The sequence below is a fragment of the Pararcticibacter amylolyticus genome (assembly GCF_003130405.1).
Taxonomy (GTDB): Bacteria; Bacteroidota; Bacteroidia; order Sphingobacteriales; family Sphingobacteriaceae; genus Arcticibacter; species Arcticibacter amylolyticus.
Genome location: NZ_QEAS01000006.1, coordinates 285,236 through 300,131, shown reverse-complemented (window position 1 = coordinate 300,131; position 14,896 = coordinate 285,236). Strand labels below are relative to the sequence as shown.

The following is a 14,896-nucleotide window of genomic DNA, read 5'->3' as shown; positions in this document are numbered from 1 at the left end:
AGCCTTGACTTCAACCCGGGCACGATCCTGGCTACTTTCCCCACTGAAGGAGAAGCAGAGGAAGGCTATGGAAAAAGAAGGATCAGGGAGGCATTAAAGGCCGGAAAGGAAACAGGGGATCACTACATGATCCGTCCCTTATCAGGATATGCAGGAAAAGAGCTGCTGGGTAAGATGAAGGGCCTGACGGAAAAGATATCCAGGCGGGGGAAGAAGCATCAGAGGGTATTTAAAGCGGAGCCTGAGGAGCCGGTACCGCTGGAGGGTAAAAGGGTAAAGTTCTGAGCGACATACCTAAAACTTCTTTTTTTCGTTTAGAGCTTAGAATGAATGATATGAAGTTGATCAGGCTCTTTCTCCTTACTTTGCTTTCAGGGGTATTGTTCTCCTGCAATTCTGCGGGTCAGCAGAAGGGTACAACCGGGGTAAAAATTGACTCCTCCGGCAAAAAAGCTGTTGCAGCATTTGCAGAAGGCTGCTTCTGGTGTTCGGAGCATATTTTTGAAGAACTCGCGGGAGTGGATTCGGCTGTTTCGGGGTATGCCGGCGGCCATACCAAGAACCCGACATACGATGAAGTATGTTCGGAGAAGACCGGCCATGCAGAAACAGTGCTGGTATACTACAATCCCGGGGTTATTTCTTATTCTGATCTCCTTGATGTTTTCTTTTCTTCCCATGATCCGACTACCCTGAACAGGCAGGGCCCCGATGTGGGTACCTCCTACCGGTCTGCCATCTTTTATACCAGTGAAGAACAAAAGCGGCTGGCAAGTGAAGCCATAAAGAAGTGGACTCCGGCATTTAAAAATCTCATCGTAACCGAGGTGTCGCCGCTCAAAACCTTTTACAGGGCAGAGGAATATCATCAGAATTATACAAAGGAGAACCCTTATGATTCGTATGTTCGTAATGTGTCGGTGCCACGTTTTGAATCCTTTAAAAGAGAGTGCAAGCTGAAGCTTAAGAAAGAGTAACGGGATGCGTCATCCTGGATTTGAGAATGTAGTAAGGTTTAAACATCCGGTCTGGTCCGGCAACCAGCGCTGGTCCCTCAGCATCGGCCCGGGTATAAATGCGTTGATATATACGAGTGGTAATACCATTCAGTACCAATATATTTGACTTAATATGGCTGGATGCCTAAGATCTGATACGAAAGGCCTAAGTTTGAGACATCTTGATGAATCTGTTAGCTAGTTTATCCCTGTATCCTTATATATAGGATATAAGGACTTACAAACTATCATGGTTTGAACAAAGATAGCTGCCGGGCCAGCTTCGCTAGTTCCGGATGTCAGAGAAAAGATTCACCATCCAGAGCATTCTAGAACTGCCCTTCTCTGATTTAGTGATTAATGTCATTTTTTTTAACTGAATTCTTGTCTTACTATTGTCTAATAAAAGATAAAAATGTCTTTTATTGGACTAAACTTAAAAAGATTATGGATAAAAGATTTCTTTACGCAATTCTCTCATTTGCAGTTTTTTTCGGTAGCTGCGGAGGTAGCAGCACAGGAGATAAGACTGTGCAGAATGAATCATCAACAGCAGCGGCGCAGGAGGCTAGTGCTCCTGCCGCAGCCGCAGATGACAAAGGCATCGGTAAGTTTAAAGATGTTCAGCTGACCCATCCGCTGGACGAAGGGATGCTGGCAAAGGGCACGCAGATCTTTGATGTGAAGTGCAGTTCCTGCCATAAGCTGACAGACGAGAAACTCGTGGGACCTGGATGGAAGGGTGTGACAGACAGGCGGACGCCGGAATGGATAATGAATTTTGTTACCAATGTTGACGAGATGCTGGATAAAGATCCGGAAGCGAAGGCAATGCTTGAACTATGTATGGTGAGAATGCCGAACCAGAATTTAAGCGATGATGATGCCCGTGCGATCCTTGAGTACATGAGAAAAAACGATAATAAGAAATAAGATGAAAAGGTTCTTAGGTTTATTCTGTATACTGGGAGCTGTTGCTTCCATCCAGGGCTGTAAGATGAAGAATGCAGGCTCTGTTGTGGAAGGCGATGCCGCTTCTAAGGTATATGTTGCTCCGGGAAAGTATGACGAGTTATACAACTTTGTTTCCGGCGGGTTCAATGGCCAGGTTTCTGTTTACGGGCTTCCGTCAGGAAGGCTTCTGAAGATTATCCCGGTATTTTCGGTTAACCCGGAAAGCGGTTATGGCTACAGCGAAGAAAGCAAGCCCATGTTAACTACTTCACAGGGCTTTGTGCCTTGGGATGATCAGCATCACCTGGCTTTGTCGCAAACCAATGGTGAGCAGGATGGACGCTGGCTTTTTGCCAATGCAAATAATTCGCCGCGTATTGCCAGGATTGATCTTAAATCCTTCAGAACGGCTGAGATCCTGGAGATCCCGAACAGTGCAGGGAATCACTCATCTCCGTTTATCACGGAGAATACGGAATATACCATTGCCGGTACACGTTTTTCTGTTCCTGTAGGGAACGAAGATGTTCCTGTTTCTTCGTTTAAGGATAATTTTAAGAGCACAGCGTCCTTCATCTCGATAGATAAGGAAAGCGGCCGTATGAAGATCGCCTTTCAGATCATTCTTCCGGGGATGGATCTCGACCTGAGCAGGGCTGGTAAAGGGCCGTCTCACGGCTGGTTCTTTTTCTCTACTTATAATACGGAACAGGCTCATACTCTTCTTGAAGTGAATGCTTCAAAAAAAGATAAAGATTATATTGTCGCTGTTAACTGGAAGAAGGCTGAAGAATATGTGAAGGCTGGAAAAGGGAAGAAGCTTAAAACCAGTTATGTGCATAACGTATGGAATGAAGAAACTCATTCTGCCGTTTCAACTAAAGAGACCGAAGTCATTACATTAGATCCTGCCGAGCTGAAAGACCTGGTTTATATGATCCCATGTCCTAAATCTCCTCATGGGTGCGACGTGGATCCTTCCGGTGAATATATCGTAGGCAGCGGAAAGCTTGCTGCTTTAATCCCTGTGTTTTCTTTCAGTAAATTACAGGATGCTATCAGCAAAAAGCAGTTTGAAGGAGAATACCATAATATTCCTGTGCTTGATTATACTAAAGTGTTGTACGGGGAAGTGCAGAAGCCGGGATTAGGCCCCCTTCATACCGAATTTGACGATAAAGGAAATGCTTATACTTCTTTCTTCATTTCTTCTGAGATTGTGAAGTGGAACCTGAAGGATCTTAAGATCCTTGACCGCGTTCCTACATTCTATTCTATCGGTCACCTGATGGTTCCCGGTGGTGACACGCGCAAGCCTTATGGTAAATATGTAATGGCGTATAACAAGATCACTAAAGACCGTTATTTGCCTACCGGGCCGGAGCTGGCGCAATCTGCTCAGTTGTACAGCATTGAAGGCGACAAGATGAAGCTTCTTCTTGATTTCCCTACGGTAGGTGAACCTCACTATGCACAGGCGATACCTGCGGAAAAGGTAAGAGATAAGAGCATAAAGATCTTTGATATTTTCAAGAATAAGAATCCTTATGTCACCATGGGTGAAAAAAATGCTAAGGTGACCAGGAAAGGCAACCGGGTGGATGTTTATATGACGGCTATACGTTCTCACCTGAATCCTGACAATATTGAAGGGGTATTCCTTGGAGATACCGTTTACTTCCATGTTACCAACCTGGAACAGGACTGGGATATTCCTCACGGGTTTGCTATCAAGCATGCTGCTTCTGCCGAGTTGTTAATTATGCCGGGAGAAACAGCTACGCTGAAGTATGTTCCAACCAGAGTGGGCATTGTACCTTTCTATTGTACAGACTTTTGTTCTGCCCTGCACCAGGAAATGCAGGGATATCTGCGGGTTTCGCCCCGCGGAGCGAAGGTTCCGTTGAAATTTGGAATCGGGGAATCTGTATCGGCACCGACGGTTGCTGCTGCAAAATAAACTAATACGGCGCTCTTTATCTTTAAAGAGCGCCGTTATCTGACGAACCGTTCATGTGTCTTATTGCCTGCGTCTCTGTTTATAAGCTCATGACCGATTCGTTGCGTGAATCAAAATGGTATGAGAAAGCTAAGTAAATTAAGTAAAATAAGCATCTTTATTGTCATCGGGTGCATCCTGACCTTGTATTTCCTGCCCATGTGGCGAATTGAGCTCCGGGCGCCGCAGTACCCTGAAGGTATCAGTATGAAGATCCATATAAATGATGTGAAAGGGGATGTGGAGATCATAAACGGTTTGAATCATTATATCGGCATGAAAACGATCCATAAAGAAGATTTTAAGGAGTTTGTCTATTTGCCGTATATCCTGGGGGCTTTTATGGCGCTGGGACTGGTGGTGCTGATGTGGAACAGGAAGCTGGGGTATTATTGCTGGACGCTGCTGTTTATTTTGTTCGGGATTGCCGCCATGTATGACTTCTGGCAGTGGGAATATGACTACGGGCATAACCTGGACCCCTCTGCTCCTATCAAAGTTCCGGGGATGGCTTACCAGCCTCCTCTGATCGGTTATAAAAAGATGTTGAATTTTGAGGCTTTGTCGCAGCCTGATACCGGAGGCTGGTTTTTTGTTATGGCAGGCTTGATCCTGGTGCTGGTATCTTTCTTTGAATGGAGAAAATCAAAAACAGAAAAGATATGAAGTGTGTGAAATTGATTTTATTGTGTGTTGTCCTGTTCTTTACGAGTGCGTGCACACAGTCGCCTGAGCCTATTAATTACGGGAAGGACGCTTGTGCTCATTGCAAAATGACCATAGTGGATAACCGTTTTGGTGCAGAGCTGGTTACAGCCAAAGGGAAGATATATAAATTTGATGATATCATCTGCCTGAGGCATTTTGAAAAGGAACATCCTGAGCAGAAGGAGAACAGGATCTTCGTGAGTGATTATCGTAAGGAGCACAGGCCTATGCTGGAGGGGAAGGATGTCATCTTCCTGCGGCACGGCTTTTTCAGAAGCCCCATGAACGGGCAGTATGCTGCTTTTGCCTCAAGGGAGGAGGCACAGGCTCTGGCCGATTCGCTGAAGGTGGCTCCAGTGAGCCTGAAAGATGTTAATTAGATTATATGATGTTTACCTGGCGTAATTTCTTCTTCCTGGTGCTGCTGCATTCTGTATTTACAGGATATGTAGCGGCTAAGGTTATTCCTGTAAGGCCGGGGAATAATGTTCAGGCTCTAATAGACCGGGCGAAGGCGGGTGATACCCTGCTGATCTCGAAGGGGTATTATAAGCAGCACAGCCTGGTAGTGAAGAAAAAGCTTACGCTGATAGGGAGGGATTATCCTGTTTTCGATGGCCTTGGGAAATATGAGGTTCTGTTTATTTATGCAGACTCGGTGGTAGTGAAGGGCTTGCAGGTACAGAATATCGGGAAATCAAGTATGAATGATCTCGCCGGGATTAAGGTATCGGATCACCGGGATGTGGTAATAACGGGTAACAGGATTATTAACGGTACTTATGGGATCTATTTGCAGAACAGTAAGTTCTGCGTGGTAAAGGGCAATTATATACAGTCGAACGCTACGGATGAGCTTTCAAGCGGGAATGGCATACATGCCTGGAAAAGCACAGATCTTTTGATCCTGGATAATATTATTTCAGGGCACCGGGACGGTATCTATTTCGAGTTTGTGAGCAATTCTACTATCCGGAATAACCGTTCTTTCAGGAATGTGCGTTACGGTCTGCATTTTATGTTTTCCAATAATGACAGATATGAGTATAACAAATTCAGTGAGAACGGCGCGGGTGTGGCGGTGATGTACAGCAAGGTGGTAACGATGGTTGGAAATATTTTCATCCATAACTGGGGCGATGCATCCTATGGTTTGCTGCTTAAGGATATTTCCGACAGCCGTATTTCGAACAACCGCTTCCTGAAAAATACAGTAGGCATCTATATGGAGGGAACAAGCCGTATAGAAGTGAATCAGAATACTTTTGAAGAAAACGGGTGGGCGCTGCGTGTGCAGGCAAACAGCAGCGGAAGTAATTTTCACCGGAATAATTTCGTCGGGAATTCTTTTGATGTTGCTACTAACGGAACATTGATGCTTAATTATTTCAGTAATAATTACTGGGATAAGTATGACGGATATGACCTGGATAAAGATGGAACGGGTGACGTTCCCTATTACCCTGTAAGTGCCTATTCCGTTATTACGGAGCAGGTGCCGGTGGCTATGATATTGTACCGGAGTTTTCTTTCGGGACTTATTGAGATGGTTGAAAAAATACTGCCTACTCTTATTCCGGATCAGATGAAGGATGACAGGCCGCTTATTAAAAGAATAAATCTTCATGATAGAAATACGCCAGTTAATTAAGTCTTTTGGAAAGTTCAGGGCACTTGACGATATCAGTCTCAGCTTGAAGGGGCATCAGGCAATTTCCCTGCTGGGCTCTAACGGGTCGGGGAAGACGACGCTGATCAAGTCGATCTTAGGATTAGTGATTCCTGAAAGTGGATCAATAAGTGTGAACGGTAAAGAGGTGAAGCATGGTTATTCTTACCGTGCGGATATAGGTTTTATGCCGCAGATAGGAAGATACCCCGATAATATGACCATCGGGCAGGTGATCAATATGGTAAGGGAAATGCGCAGCGACGTAAGGGCTTATGATGAGGACCTGATCCGTGATTTTGGGATAGAGGGGTTGAAGAATAAAGTCATGAGAACCTTATCGGGAGGGACCCGGCAGAAAGTGAGTGCCTGCCTTGCTTTTCTTTTTAATCCCGGCATCCTTATCCTGGATGAACCGACGGCAGGGCTGGATCCTTTGTCGAGCGAAATATTAAGGGCGAAGATCAGCAACGAGAGGGAGAAGGGGAAACTTATTCTGATTACTTCTCACGTTTTGAGTGATCTTGAGGGCCTGGCGAGTGAGGTGATCTATCTTCAGGACGGGAAGCTGATGTTTCACAGGCGTGTCCGGGATATACTAGAGTCGGCGGGCGAGGAGAAATTAAATAAGGCGGTAGCTAAGCTCATGAGATCTGTATCTCATGGCGGGGAGGAAAAATAATGAGGACCATTGTAAAGTATATATTTTTAGACCTGTTGAGGAACAAAGTGGTATTGGTTTATGCGGTCATCCTTGCTCTTTTGTCTTTCAGCCTTTTAAATCTGGACAATAATACCGCTAAGGGATTGCTTGGTTTATTGAATATTACGTTACTGTTTGTTCCCTTAATCAGTATACTGTTTGCTACCATTTACTTTTTTAACTCAATAGAATTCATCGAATTACTGCTGGCACAGCCTGTAAAGAGAGATAAAGTTCTGCTGGCTGAATATACCGGGCTGGCAACTTCTTTGAGTATAGCTTACCTGCTGGGGATAGGCCTGCCGGTATTGTTAATGGCTCCCGGGATGCCGGCGTTGATCTTGCTGATCACCGGATTGCTGCTGACGCTGATCTTTTCCGCGCTTGCTCTCCTGGTGTTCGTTTTGTTTAAGGATAAGACCAAGGCTATTGGTGCATCCCTGGTGGTGGCACTGTTCTTTACATTGTTGTTTGACGGGTTCTTGCTGACCTTTATTTATTCATTTAATGATTACCCGATCGACAAAGCTGTGCTGGGATTCATCGCATTTAATCCTGTTGACCTGGCCCGGGTGCTGATGCTGCTGCAACTGGATGTCGCGGTATTAATGGGATATTCCGGTGCGTTATTCAAGAAATTCCTGGGATCGGCTTTTGGAAGTTTTTATTCTGTCTGCTGCCTGTTAATCTGGGTTGGGATACCTTTGATCCTTTCTGTCCGCCTTTTCAGGAGAAAGGACCTGTAACCGGGGACGGAAAATGCCTGCCTGATATCCGGCTGCCAATCATTACTTTTGCACTCCAATGGATTATCAGGTTTTTACATTGCCCAACGGTATCAGGCTTTTATACAAGCCTTATGAATCGACTATTACACATGCCTGCATTATTATTAATACAGGTTCCCGGGATGAACCGGAAGGCAAAGACGGACTGGCTCATTTCATCGAGCATCTTCTTTTTAAGCGTACGGAGAAACGCAGTACGAACCAGATACTGAATTATCTGGAAGCGGTAGGGGGAGATCTGAATGCCTACACCACCAAAGAATATACCTGTATCCACGCATCTTTTCTTAAACAGTACCTTGGCCGTGCTTTTGATCTGTTTGAAGATCTTGTTTTTCATTCAACGTTTCCCGAAAAGGAAATGGATAAGGAGAAAAGTGTAATCCTGGACGAGATTGCTTCTTACCAGGATCAGCCAGAAGAAGCAATTCAGGACGACTTTGAGGATATGCTTTTCAAAGGGCATGCTTTGGGCAGAAATATCCTGGGCACACCGGCCTCGGTTGAGGCTCTGAAGGTTGATGATATCCGTTCATTTATCTCTGCCGGATATAATACGGAGGATATTGTGATTGGAGTATCAGGCGGATATAGCTTTAAGGAGCTTACAAAGTTGTTCAGCAGGTATTTTAGTGAAGTGCCTCACCATAGCGGTACGCTCAACAGGACTCCTCCTGTTTGTCATGCCGGAACTAACAGGGTTCAAAAGCCTATCGCCCAGACACACTGCGTTTTGGGCAGCGGTGCATACTCGTTTCATGATCAGAATAAGACAGGGCTGATGCTTTTGAATAACATCCTGGGAGGATCCGGTATGAGTTCACTGCTGAACCTGACAATCAGGGAAAAATATGGAATTGCGTATACCATTGAGTCTAATTATACTCCTTTTTCTGATACCGGCATTTTTACAATCTATTTTGGTACTGATGCGGAGAAAACAGAGAAGGCTCTTTCCCTGGTTCACAAGCAACTGAAGCAATTGAGGGAAGGGGGGGTAAAAGGGACTGTTCTCGACCGGGCAAAGAAGAAGTTTAACGGACTTATAGCCCTTGGTGAGGATAATCGCCTGAGCCTGATTATTGCGATGGCTAAGAGCCTGGTGGATTATGGCAGGGTGGACACCCTGGAGGAGGTTTTTGCGAGGGTGAACAGGGTTAGTGAGTCCGGTATTTCTGATATTGCCAATGAGATCTTTGATCCGGCGCAGCTTAGTACCCTGTTGTTCGAGCCGGGGGATGAAATGGAGGCTAATTGAATGCCGCCTGACAATTCATAAGGGAGAATAATTTTATATTTGCAGAATGAAATTACCAATAGTAGCTTATGGCGATCCTGTTTTAAAGAAGAAAGCTGACGAGATTTCTCCTGAATATCCGGAACTTCCTAAGTTGATCAATGATATGTTCGATACAATGTATGGTGCCAATGGCGTTGGACTAGCGGCTCCGCAGATAGGACTTTCCATAAGGCTTTTTGTAATTGACATAACGGATAAAGAAGAACCCGGACTTGAAGATTTTAAAAAGGTATTTATAAATGCTCAAATGCTGGAGGAATCGGGGTCTTTATGGGACTTCAATGAGGGATGCCTCAGCATTCCGGATGTTCGTGAAGATGTAAAAAGGCTGGATACGATAAAGCTTTCCTATTATGATGAGAAATGGGAGCATCATGAAGAAACGTTCACCGGGCTTGCAGCAAGGGTGATTCAGCACGAATATGATCACACTGAGGGCAAGCTCTTTACGGATAAGCTTAGTCCCCTGAGAAGAGCAATGATTAAAAGCAGGCTTGACGCGATTTCGCGCGGTGCTGTTAAGGTGACTTATAAAATGAAATTTCCTGCCGGATCTAAGAGGCGTTAATTTGAATCGCCTCTTCTTTTGTCGCCCTGAAGGATCTGCTGTATGAATGATCCCCAGGCAAACGGATTGAGAAGAGGATTAGCATAGCGCTGGTTAATAGCTTTATTTGTTAGCGCTACGTGGTTATTCTGGAAGTTAATACCGCGCATTTCCTGGCCGTCGCGCGGAAGCTCGCGGGCTATCGCCAGCAGTGATGTCCGCGTTACATTCTTTCTTGCTATTTCCATATCATCATCCGCGAACTTCAGGGCCATGAATTCTTTATTGAACTGATCAACGCTTGCCCATGGCAGAACAGTGACTGTCGGAAGGTTGATCACCTGGGCTTTCATCTTCACTACTACCGTATAGCTTTTGTCGGACAGGTTGTCGGGAATTACAATTGCCTCTTTTCTGTACCCTACTGCGCTGAAGATAACCGTGTCTCCTTCATGCGCCACAAAAGAGAAATATCCCTGGTAGTTGGCTGAGAAAGCCTTGTACCTGTCGCTTTTGTTGGTGACTGATACATAGGGTACCACTACATTCGAATCTACATTGTAAATTATACCTGAAAACTGGACAAGAGGCCGCTCCTGAGCCTCTGCGGAGCTCAGTGCTATGATGACGGCCAATATTGTCAGCAAGTGTTTCATCGTCGTAAACCTACCAAAAATTATGCAACTCTTTCGTTAAATACTGTTAAAATGCGATCTTGTTCTGATCATTCGCAGAATTTTTACAAAGGAACGGTCGGAACAGAATCGGTGTTTGCTTTTAAATTTGCTTCTAAAATAGAAAAGCGGATACGTTATTAACGTTACCGCTTTCTAAATATTTCAGCGTGATTTGCCTTTTAAGGCATCACGGCATTGGGGTCATCAATATCAGTCAGGTTTACTGCTTCTATTCCATTTACTTCAGGCACTGCTCTTTTGACAGCCTGTTCAATGCCCGCCTTCATGGTCATAAAACTCATAGGGCAGGATCCGCAGGCTCCAAGCAGCTTGATCTTTACGACATTATCTGAAGTAATCTCCTCTACAGATACGTTTCCTCCATCCGCTTCGAGATAGGGCCTGATCGTATCTAATGCACTCTCCACTTTTTGCAACAAGTCCATATCAAATAATTTTTTTAAAAATACTAAATAATTTTAATTAAACCTCTTTTACTTCCCGGGCGTTCTGGATAGAGATCTGCTGGGCGACCTTTTCCGCTACGCTTATAAATGCTTCAGACAGGGGATTGTTTTCCTGGAGGATAACGGGTTCTCCTGAGTCTCCGGCTTCGCTGATGCTCTGTACAAGAGGAATTTCGCCCAGGAATGGTGCATTAAACTGCTCTGCAATTGTTCTGCCGCCACCCTTTCCGAAAATGTAGTATTTGTTTTGCGGCAATTCTGCCGGACTGAAATAAGACATGTTTTCTACTACCCCCAGAAGAGGTACATTGATGGAATTCATCATGAACATGCCTATTCCTTTTTTTGTATCGGCAAGGGCTACGTTCTGCGGGGTGGTGACGATTACGGCGCCGGCCACAGGGTAAGTCTGGCTTAGTGTTATATGGATATCACCGGTCCCGGGAGGAAGGTCTACCACCAGGTAATCCAGTTCGCCCCATTCTGCATCATTGAAAAGTTGTTTAACTGCATTTGAAGCCATCGGGCCGCGCCATGGCACCGGCTGATCCGGATCGGTGAAGAAACCAATGGACAGAACTTTGACGCCATATTTTTCTACCGGCACAATTTTCGTTTTGCCTTCTACCTCTACCGCAAAAGGCTTGGTACCTTCCAGCCCAAACATAATGGGAATAGAGGGGCCATATATATCGGCATCTATCAGGCCTACCTTTGCCCCGGTTTTAGATAATCCAAGAGCGAGATTGGCTGATACCGTAGATTTTCCTACACCTCCCTTTCCCGAAGCTACCAGGATAATGTTCTGGATGTTTGTGAGGGGCTGGTTCTTTTGTGTGGTCACCCGTGATGTCATTTTTACCTCGACAACGGCTTCTGCACTGATGAAATGAGCGATAGCGTTGCGGCATGCATTTTCAATCAGGCCTTTTAAGGGGCAGGCCGGAGTAGTAAGAACGACTGTGAAACTTACATTTTCTCCGTCAATTTTTATATCTTCAATCATATTGAGTGTTACCAGATCTTTCTTAAGATCAGGTTCTTCCACATGACGAAGGGCATTTAAAACATCTTCTTTTGTAATCATCGTCGCGAACAAATTAAAGCGCAAACATATAGAAATTTTCGGCTTTAAGTTTCACAGAAACAACATATTAAAATTTACTTTGCCTGCACCCTGACGAAGAAAAGTGCTGACTTGTTAAATTTATGAAACCACTCTTGATTGATTCGTGTTTTTAGTGATATTTACGGGTTAGAAGTAAAACATCTTCATTTGAAGTTTTTTTGGTGGATCCTGGTGATCTTAAAGCTGTTGTATACATGCACATACCCTCGAAGTATTCAAAATATATTAAAATAGCTGGTATTGTTTTCGCAAGTCTGTTAGTTATTGCCCTGATTGGTGGTTTTATCGCGTACTCGAAACGGGAGGCGATACTTAAAACGGTGGTTCAAAAAGCGAAAAACAAGGCGAAAAGAGAATATAATCTGAACCTGACTATTGAGAACCCTCATTTTGAGGGATTGAGTACCATTGCCTTTTCGGATATTTCTGTAGTCCCAGAAAACCGGGACAGTCTTTTGCATATCGAGGATCTGCATGTGAAGGTGCGGCTGATGCCTCTTTTACTCGGTGACATTAAACTGGCGGGGTTGAAGCTTAAAAGCGCGAAGGTCAGTATTGTTAAAAGAGACAGTCTCAGAAACTACGATTTCCTTTTCAAAAAGAAGAATGAGGACAGTACGCAGGTAAAAGGAAAAGCTAATTATGCAGAGCTGGCAAATAATCTTCTGAACCAGGTACTGTATAAGATCCCCGATGAAATGGATATCAGGAACTTTGAGTTGCTTTTCATCCGGGATAAGGAACAAATGAGGTTTTTTGTGCCTTCTGCAACCATTGATGACGGGGAGCTGAAATCACGGATCCTGGTTAATAATAACGAATCAGTCTGGCATGTGGAGGGGATGGTGGCGCCATCAGACCAGAAGCTGGATTTTAAGTTATATGCAGAGGGGAAAAAGGTGGAACTCCCTGTGATCGAACAAAAGCTTGGTCTGAAGCTTAGCTTTGATACGGTGTATACCCAGCTGAAGAATACCAGGAAGAGCGGGGATGAGTTCCATATTTACGGGTCGTGGGCGATAAAGAACCTGTTGATAAACCATCCCAAAATTGCGGCGAATGATATCGTGGTTCCGGATGGTTCGATCGATGCTGATCTGCTTATCGGGGAGAACTATGTATCGGTTGACAGTTCGTCGGTGATCCATCTTAAGAATATCGACATTAATCCATTTATAAAGTATACCCTATCACCTTCCAAGGTTTATGAGCTTAAACTGAAGACAAATGAGCTGGATGCACAGCAGGGTTTTGATTCGTTCCCTTCGGGTCTTTTCGAATCTCTTGAAGGCATAAAGGTGGCGGGAAAGCTTCAGTATCAGATGGATTTTTACCTGGATGAGAAGCAGCCGGACAGCGTGAGGTTCAGTTCTTTGCTGAATCCGATAGGTTTCCGGATTGTTAAATGGGGTAAGACCGATCTGGGGAAGATCAACTCTCCTTTCGTGTACACTCCGTATGAGTATGGCAAGCCTATGAGGGACATCGTTATAGGCCCTCAGAATCCCGATTTCACTCCTATTGACGAGATCTCGCCTGATTTGAGGAATGCCGTTCTTACAGCGGAGGACCCTTCTTTCTTTTCTCACAGGGGGTTCGTTGAGAAATCGATTCGCAGATCGATTGCCACAAACTTTAAAGAAAAGGCATTTAAGCGCGGGGGGAGCACTATTTCTATGCAGCTTGTGAAGAATGTGTTCCTTAACCGTCAGAAGACTCTTGCCCGAAAGATTGAGGAAATGCTGATCGTGTGGCTGATAGAGAACAACCGGGTGTCTACAAAGCGCAGGATGTTTGAGGTGTATCTGAATCTCATCGAGTGGGGCAGGAACGTATATGGTATTGGGGAGGCATCGAGATATTATTTTGATAAGAGGCCATCGGATCTGACGCTTGGCGAATCTCTTTTTCTGGCGAATATTATTCCCCGTCCTAAATCATCACTGTATTTTTTCCAGGCGGACGGGAGTTTGCGGACCAGCCTGCGCGGATATTTCAGGCTGATCGGAAACTTAATGGCATCACGCGGATTGGCCGTGCGTGACACCAATGCTTATGGTTTTTATAATGTGAGATTAAAAGAGAGCTTGCGGAGGCAGATCGCTCCTGCGGATACCAGTATGATTGACTCGCTGTATGACGAGGATGGTATTAATAATGGATTATTCCAGGATATCCTGCCGGACAGGAAGCCCGACACGCTCGATATCGGACTGGAGACCCGGCTGCAGGCTATTAAAGAGGATACGACCATGTCCAGATCGGAGAAACGGAAGCTGCGGCGGGAACTGAAGCGAAAGGAACGTGAGGATAAACGCGATAATGAGAGTTAAAAATGCTAACTTTGCCGCTTTCACCGCCTGCGGATGCAATAAGTGTTTTTAAATGAAAGTACAGATAGAAGACAAGGAGTTCAGCTGTTTCCTTGAATACGAACAAATAAAGAAGCGTACGCGACTTCTGGGAATTCAGTTGAATGTGGATTATGAGAAGCGCGTTCCTGTATTTATTGGTGTGCTGAACGGAAGCTTTCTGTTTATGGCCGATTTAATGAAAGAGGTACATATTCCCGCAGAAATAAGCTTTATTAAGGTGTCTTCTTATCATGGGCAGGATACAACATCCGGTACTGTTAAAAGTGTGATCGGGCTGGATATCGATCTTAAGGGGAGAGATGTGGTGATCGTGGAAGATATTGTGGATACGGGAATAACGCTCAGTTATCTTGTGGATGTTTTAAAGGAAAAGGAAGCCGCTTCGATCGCGATCTGTACATTATTACTTAAGCCGCAATCCCTTCAGCGCGAACTGGAGGAAATTGCGTATGTCGGATTTGAGATACCCAATGAGTTTGTAGTGGGTTACGGCCTTGACTATAAAGGGCTGGGAAGGAATCTCAGGGATATTTACCGGTTTGTTTCTGCTCCAAGTGAAACTTAGCCGTTTTTAGTTTTTAA

At 44.8% G+C, this 14,896-nt stretch carries 16 protein-coding genes; 13 read left to right on the top strand and 3 right to left on the bottom strand.

What is annotated here, in order from left to right:
* From DDR33_RS25780 to def, 11 genes are all read left to right on the top strand, one after another.
* A partial coding sequence (locus DDR33_RS25780; RefSeq protein ID WP_158280692.1) for a hypothetical protein occupies nt 1-285 on the top strand: 285 nt, incomplete at its 5' end.
* A gap of 50 nt (nt 286-335) precedes the next feature.
* Complete coding sequence (gene msrA / locus DDR33_RS09480; protein ID WP_109415553.1) at nt 336-977, top strand: peptide-methionine (S)-S-oxide reductase MsrA; 642 nt, start codon at nt 336-338, stop codon at nt 975-977.
* Nucleotides 978-1,445: 468 nt separating this feature from the next.
* A complete protein-coding gene (locus DDR33_RS09475; RefSeq protein WP_109415528.1) occupies nt 1,446-1,931 on the top strand; it encodes a c-type cytochrome in 486 nt (161 codons plus the stop codon).
* A 1-nt stretch (nt 1,932) separates the two neighbouring features.
* Nucleotides 1,933-3,912 (top strand): Sec-dependent nitrous-oxide reductase, encoded by a 1,980-nt coding sequence (nosZ, locus tag DDR33_RS09470; RefSeq protein WP_109415527.1) that lies wholly within the window; start codon nt 1,933-1,935, stop codon nt 3,910-3,912.
* 120 nt (nt 3,913-4,032) lie between these two features.
* The gene (locus DDR33_RS09465) at nt 4,033-4,617 is read left to right on the top strand and encodes a hypothetical protein (RefSeq protein WP_109415526.1); all 585 of its coding nucleotides are present in this window, start codon (nt 4,033-4,035) and stop codon (nt 4,615-4,617) included.
* Nucleotides 4,618-4,622: 5 nt separating this feature from the next.
* Complete coding sequence (locus DDR33_RS09460; protein WP_158280691.1) at nt 4,623-5,039, top strand: nitrous oxide reductase accessory protein NosL; 417 nt, start codon at nt 4,623-4,625, stop codon at nt 5,037-5,039.
* 5 nt (nt 5,040-5,044) lie between these two features.
* Complete coding sequence (locus tag DDR33_RS09455) at nt 5,045-6,310, top strand: nitrous oxide reductase family maturation protein NosD (RefSeq protein ID WP_202913698.1); 1,266 nt, start codon at nt 5,045-5,047, stop codon at nt 6,308-6,310.
* Entirely contained in the window at nt 6,285-7,010 is a 726-nt protein-coding gene (locus DDR33_RS09450; RefSeq protein ID WP_109415523.1) for an ABC transporter ATP-binding protein, read from the top strand. Before DDR33_RS09455 ends, DDR33_RS09450 begins: the two co-directional genes overlap by 26 nt.
* Nucleotides 7,010-7,777 carry an ABC transporter permease subunit gene (locus tag DDR33_RS09445; protein ID WP_109415522.1) on the top strand — a complete coding sequence of 256 codons (768 nt, stop codon included), beginning with the start codon at nt 7,010-7,012 and terminating at the stop codon, nt 7,775-7,777. The genes DDR33_RS09450 and DDR33_RS09445 overlap by 1 nt, the downstream gene beginning before the upstream one ends.
* 58 nt (nt 7,778-7,835) lie before the next feature.
* Nucleotides 7,836-9,077 (top strand): M16 family metallopeptidase, encoded by a 1,242-nt coding sequence (locus DDR33_RS09440; RefSeq protein WP_109415521.1) that lies wholly within the window; start codon nt 7,836-7,838, stop codon nt 9,075-9,077.
* Nucleotides 9,078-9,123: 46 nt separating this feature from the next.
* Entirely contained in the window at nt 9,124-9,687 is a 564-nt protein-coding gene (gene def, locus DDR33_RS09435) for a peptide deformylase (protein WP_109415520.1), read from the top strand.
* Here the strand turns inward: def and DDR33_RS09430 are convergent.
* From DDR33_RS09430 to DDR33_RS09420, 3 genes are all read right to left on the bottom strand, one after another.
* Complete coding sequence (locus DDR33_RS09430) at nt 9,684-10,322, bottom strand: peptidase associated/transthyretin-like domain-containing protein (RefSeq protein ID WP_109415519.1); 639 nt, start codon at nt 10,320-10,322, stop codon at nt 9,684-9,686. The two genes, def and DDR33_RS09430, sit on opposite strands and share 4 nt — an antisense overlap.
* A gap of 200 nt (nt 10,323-10,522) precedes the next feature.
* Nucleotides 10,523-10,789 (bottom strand): NifU family protein, encoded by a 267-nt coding sequence (locus DDR33_RS09425; protein ID WP_109415518.1) that lies wholly within the window; start codon nt 10,787-10,789, stop codon nt 10,523-10,525.
* A gap of 37 nt (nt 10,790-10,826) precedes the next feature.
* Nucleotides 10,827-11,897 (bottom strand): Mrp/NBP35 family ATP-binding protein, encoded by a 1,071-nt coding sequence (locus tag DDR33_RS09420; protein WP_109415517.1) that lies wholly within the window; start codon nt 11,895-11,897, stop codon nt 10,827-10,829.
* Between the two features lie 236 nt (nt 11,898-12,133).
* Here DDR33_RS09420 and DDR33_RS09415 point away from each other — a divergent pair, with 236 nt between their 5' ends.
* Both DDR33_RS09415 and hpt read left to right on the top strand, forming a co-directional pair.
* Nucleotides 12,134-14,272 (top strand): transglycosylase domain-containing protein, encoded by a 2,139-nt coding sequence (locus DDR33_RS09415; RefSeq protein WP_109415552.1) that lies wholly within the window; start codon nt 12,134-12,136, stop codon nt 14,270-14,272.
* 52 nt (nt 14,273-14,324) lie between these two features.
* Nucleotides 14,325-14,879 (top strand): hypoxanthine phosphoribosyltransferase, encoded by a 555-nt coding sequence (gene hpt / locus DDR33_RS09410; RefSeq protein ID WP_109415516.1) that lies wholly within the window; start codon nt 14,325-14,327, stop codon nt 14,877-14,879.
* Nucleotides 14,880-14,896: the final 17 nt, after the last annotated feature.

Excerpts from the sequence above, each read along its gene's own strand:
- DDR33_RS09465 (WP_109415526.1), top strand. The coding sequence starts at position 4,033 with ATGAGAAAGCTAAGTAAATTAAGTAAAATAAGCATCTTTATTGTCATC.
- DDR33_RS09440 (WP_109415521.1), top strand. The coding sequence starts at position 7,836 with ATGGATTATCAGGTTTTTACATTGCCCAACGGTATCAGGCTTTTATAC.
- def (WP_109415520.1), top strand. The coding sequence starts at position 9,124 with ATGAAATTACCAATAGTAGCTTATGGCGATCCTGTTTTAAAGAAGAAA.
- DDR33_RS09475 (WP_109415528.1), top strand. The coding sequence starts at position 1,446 with ATGGATAAAAGATTTCTTTACGCAATTCTCTCATTTGCAGTTTTTTTC.
- nosZ (WP_109415527.1), top strand. The coding sequence starts at position 1,933 with ATGAAAAGGTTCTTAGGTTTATTCTGTATACTGGGAGCTGTTGCTTCC.
- DDR33_RS09445 (WP_109415522.1), top strand. The coding sequence starts at position 7,010 with ATGAGGACCATTGTAAAGTATATATTTTTAGACCTGTTGAGGAACAAA.
- DDR33_RS09425 (WP_109415518.1), bottom strand. The coding sequence starts at position 10,789 with ATGGACTTGTTGCAAAAAGTGGAGAGTGCATTAGATACGATCAGGCCC.
- DDR33_RS09420 (WP_109415517.1), bottom strand. The coding sequence starts at position 11,897 with ATGATTACAAAAGAAGATGTTTTAAATGCCCTTCGTCATGTGGAAGAA.
- hpt (WP_109415516.1), top strand. The coding sequence starts at position 14,325 with ATGAAAGTACAGATAGAAGACAAGGAGTTCAGCTGTTTCCTTGAATAC.
- msrA (WP_109415553.1), top strand. The coding sequence starts at position 336 with ATGAAGTTGATCAGGCTCTTTCTCCTTACTTTGCTTTCAGGGGTATTG.
- DDR33_RS09450 (WP_109415523.1), top strand. The coding sequence starts at position 6,285 with ATGATAGAAATACGCCAGTTAATTAAGTCTTTTGGAAAGTTCAGGGCA.
- DDR33_RS09415 (WP_109415552.1), top strand. The coding sequence starts at position 12,134 with ATGCACATACCCTCGAAGTATTCAAAATATATTAAAATAGCTGGTATT.
- DDR33_RS09430 (WP_109415519.1), bottom strand. The coding sequence starts at position 10,322 with ATGAAACACTTGCTGACAATATTGGCCGTCATCATAGCACTGAGCTCC.
- DDR33_RS09455 (WP_202913698.1), top strand. The coding sequence starts at position 5,045 with ATGATGTTTACCTGGCGTAATTTCTTCTTCCTGGTGCTGCTGCATTCT.